Consider the following 4,213-nt stretch of genomic DNA (forward strand, 5'->3'; position numbering starts at 1 on the left):
AGGCTTCCCACCCCTATGCCGAAGAAAATGGCGACCGGGCCTACGATGAAGCCCATGCAGTGGTGACACAAATCAAATCCTGGTTGGAGAGTCAAACAGCTGATGAGATGGACGAAGCGACCTTTGAGGTGGGCATCAAGGTAATCGATGCTGATACCGGCGAGGGGGTGCGCAACGCTTTGGTGGCCATTGAGCCTTTGGGCACGCTGGGGGTGGATTGGCCGGAAGCGGGATGTGATACCGATGAGGAGACCTGCTACGGCACCACCGACAGCGATGGTGCCACCACCGTCAACGCCGACTTTTTTGCCAGCACCGAATATGTCGCCCACATCTATCGGGATGGCTATCGTCGGGGAAGAGCCCGGAACAGCTTTTACTCAGGCATCACCGAGATCTATTCCCCCAACCAGTTCGGCACCATCGAACTCTATGAAGATGAAGCGGGCACCGGGGATCTGGCGGGAGATGTGCGCAGCGGCATAACCGATGAGCTGCTCACGGAGGTCTCCTGTATCGTCTATTCCCAGACCGACATTCAGATCGGCTCTTTCACCACCGGCGTCCTCGGCACCTATTCCCTGACCGATCTGCCCCTGGGGCGACACCGGTTTGTGTGTGAAAAGGATGGATACCAGACCCAGAGCCAATATGCGGCGGTGATTCAGGATGTGGAAACCGAGGTCAACCTGAGCTTGATTCCGGAAGGTGGGGATGAAAACAGCGCCATCATGCGTTTGACCTGGGATGCGGATCCGTCGGATCTGGATTCCCATCTGATCAAATATGATGCGGATGGCGAAGAGGTGTATCACATCTACTATGCCGACAAGACCTCGGGGGATGACAGCCTGGATCTGGATGACACCACCTCCTATGGCCCGGAGACGGTGACGGTCTTTGATGTGGATCCGGATGCGACTTATGTCTATGCCATCTATCACTATTCCGGAGATGGCACGCTGACTACCACGTCGGAAGCGATGGTGCAGGTCAATCTGGGAGGCGGCCTCTATCAATACAACGTGCCCAGTGACGGCACGAGTGGCCGCTGGTGGAAGGTGCTGGAGCTGGTGGACGGCTATATCCTGCCCTGCAACGACGACTGCATCCTGGATAGCGAACCCACCCCCACCACCTCCAAGCACTCCTCCAACCCCCAGTGGTTGCAGGATATGCAGCGGGATCTGATCGCCAAAGAGGATCTGGATTGAGTCGGAAAGATTGATTTACCAGCGCGACCCGGTCGGTGGGATGGGGACGTCTTTGTCCCTCTGACCGGTTGTGCTGGCAGGCATTCGATGGACACGCATCAAAAAGCCCGCTCAACCCTCCCCTGATTCAGCAGGGCATGAAGATGTTGCAACTGGCTGGAATTCAGGAAATTATTTATCTTTCTCCTAAAATCTCCTACAATCTCCCCTAACCGCTTAGGGGAGATCATGATCCAACAAAGATTCGACAGACGCCTGACCCTTCCACCGGAAAAGGCACAGGAAATCCTGACACTCATTGGGGAAATCGATGAGTGCAAAGGGTATTGGCGAGCCTTTACACAACTCTCTCCCCAGTTTCTCAACCAGCTCAAAAAAACAGTCATTGTCAGTTCCAGCGGGGCTTCCACGCGGATTGAGGGGAGCCATCTCTCTGATGATGAGGTTGAGGAACTACTGAAAACAGCCAATATCCGCCGGTTGGTCACCCGGGATGAGCAGGAGGTAGCTGGCTATTTGGAACTCATTCAGGAGGTGTTTACGGCCTGGGAGGGGATCCGATTTTCAGAAAACACCATCAAACATTTTCACCAAATATTGCTGGCCTACAGTGACAAGGATGACAGGCACAAAGGGGTTTATAAATTCGGCTCAAACCGTGTGGAGGCTTTGGATGAGGATGGGAAGGTGATCGGTATTGTTTTTGATCCGACCCCACCCCATTTGGTCCCAAAGGAGATGCAGGAATTGGTCGAATGGACCGACACGGCCTTGATCGACAAGCGCTTCCATCCACTTTTGACGATTGCCAACTTTATTTTTGAATTTTTGGCCATCCATCCATTTCAGGATGGCAATGGCCGCTGCAGCCGCATTTTGACCAACCTGCTGCTTCTACAAAATGGCTACAGCTTTGTTCCCTATGTTTCCCATGAAAAAATCATTGAGGAGAACAAAACAGAATACTATTTGGCCCTGAAGAAGAGTACCAGCAGCTGGAAAACCGAACAGGAAGATATCTCCCCCTGGATTCTGTTTTTCTTCAAAGCTCTCCGATCTCAAGGTCTGAAAGCCAGGGAATTGACCCTGAAAGAAGACCCCGGCCTGTTCCTCTCCGCCAACCAGGAGGCTGTTTGGAAATTGTTTCAGGAGGAAAAAGAGTTGAGCCGCAAAGCCATCAGCGAAAAGAGCGGAATTGGTCTGAAAACAGTCGAAAAAATCACCAAAAAACTGGTGGAGATGAAAAAAATCCAGAAACTGGGAGCCGGTCGCGGAACGCGATACCGGCTTGTGAGTTAATCAGACACCATAGACTTGGTGACGACAGCACAAGGGAAACAGAAAAAAACAGACCCAGATCCAAGGAAACAGAGCAACCATATCAACATATCATTATTTCAAATGCTGCGTGTTGCCCGAGCCTCGGTTCACTCCTGGGAAAAAAGGACGTTTGTGCTCCTTAAAGCCCCCTGGGGATCATCGATGAATCCCAGGGAATTTGTTGCCGGGAAAGAGGAACCACTCCATTTGGCCCGGGTCCAAAGAGGCCTGAGGAGAACAGTTTCCTGGTGATGGTGGAGGATCCGGTGGTGCTGGAATATGATGCCAGAGCCATTCCCATCCTGGGGGCTCCCCATCCCCTTGAAAACAGTATCGGGTGGATTTAAAAAATGTTTTTTTACACGCCTCGGGTGTAGGATAAAATTTACAAATGCTGGTACGTGTAAAACACCATTGAGAAGACACCCCCCAATCCACGCATAAGGTCTGGTGCTAAAATGGGATTTTTTGAACGTTGGTTAACCCTCTGGGTAGGACTCTGCATCGTCACGGGGATTGGTCTTGGCCATGTCGCCCCGGGTCCATTTCAGGCGGTGGGAAAAATGGAAATCGCCCAGGTCAATCTGCCGGTGGCCTTTCTCATCTGGCTGATGATCATTCCCATGCTGCTGAAAATCGACTTTCGCGCCCTCCACCGGGTACGGGAGCACTGGAAAGGGGTCGGGGTCACCCTGTTTATCAACTGGGGGGTCAAGCCCTTCTCCATGGCGGCCCTGGGCTGGCTCTTTATCAGCCACCTGTTCAGGCCCTGGCTGCCTGCCGATCAGATCGACTCCTATATCGCCGGCTTGATCATCCTGGCAGCCGCTCCCTGCACCGCCATGGTCTTCGTTTGGAGCCATCTCACCGATGGCGAGCCCCACTTTACCCTGAGCCAAGTCGCTCTGAACGACCTGATCATGATTTTCGCCTTTGCGCCCATCGTGGGGCTGCTCCTGGGACTCTCTGCTATTACCGTTCCTTGGGAAACGCTGTTTTTGTCGGTGGGATTGTTCATCGTCGTGCCGGTGATTGTGGCCCAGATATGGCGGCTTAAAATTTTGGCCGGCGGCGGTCAGGAAGCCCTGGATGCCATCCTGAAAATCCTCCAGCCACTCTCTTTGACGGCCCTACTCGCCACCTTGGTGCTGCTGTTCGGGTTCCAGGGGGAACAGATCCTGGCACAGCCCCTGGTGATCCTGTTACTGGCGGTCCCCATTCTGATCCAGGTCTATTTCAACTCGGGATTGGCCTATCTGCTCAATCGAAAGCTGGGAGAGGCCCACTGTGTTGCCGCCCCTTCCGCACTGATTGGCGCCAGCAATTTTTTTGAACTGGCTGTGGCCACCGCTATCGGGCTGTTCGGCTTTAAGTCTGGCGCCGCCCTGGCCACGGTGGTGGGTGTCCTGGTGGAGGTGCCGGTGATGTTGTCGGTGGTGCATATTACCCTGGCCACCCGAAAATGGTATGAACGAGGAGCCAATATCGCTGTCAAAAGCTGACACACAGCCAAAAAAACATCCCATCAAACAGCCTCCCGAACCGACGAAGACTTCGTCTGCTGTATCTGGGTCATGGTGACTGCATTGGGTCAATTGGGGATTAAACCTAAATCCGGCAGTTGGGCGTACGTACATGCCCCAGCCTCTTGATCCACCAAGCAAATCGGGAGAAAGTCT

3 protein-coding genes are annotated in these 4,213 nt (G+C 53.4%); all 3 read left to right on the plus strand.

The genetic code is table 11. From position 1 onward, the window contains the following. On the plus strand, positions 1–1,214 hold a 1,214-nt coding region (locus HQL52_20100), incomplete at its 5' end, for a carboxypeptidase regulatory-like domain-containing protein (GenBank protein ID MBF0371744.1). A 228-nt stretch (positions 1,215–1,442) separates the two neighbouring features. Next, positions 1,443–2,513, plus strand: coding sequence for a Fic family protein (locus HQL52_20105; protein MBF0371745.1), 1,071 nt, complete (start codon positions 1,443–1,445; stop codon positions 2,511–2,513). Between the two features lie 479 nt (positions 2,514–2,992). Then, a complete protein-coding gene (gene arsB / locus HQL52_20110) occupies positions 2,993–4,036 on the plus strand; it encodes an ACR3 family arsenite efflux transporter (GenBank protein MBF0371746.1) in 1,044 nt (347 codons plus the stop codon). Positions 4,037–4,213: the final 177 nt, after the last annotated feature.

Source organism: Magnetococcales bacterium (assembly GCA_015232395.1).
Classification (GTDB): domain Bacteria; phylum Pseudomonadota; class Magnetococcia; order Magnetococcales; family JADFZT01; genus JADFZT01.

Excerpts from the sequence above, each read along its gene's own strand:
- HQL52_20105 (MBF0371745.1), top strand. The coding sequence starts at position 1,443 with ATGATCCAACAAAGATTCGACAGACGCCTGACCCTTCCACCGGAAAAG.
- arsB (MBF0371746.1), top strand. The coding sequence starts at position 2,993 with ATGGGATTTTTTGAACGTTGGTTAACCCTCTGGGTAGGACTCTGCATC.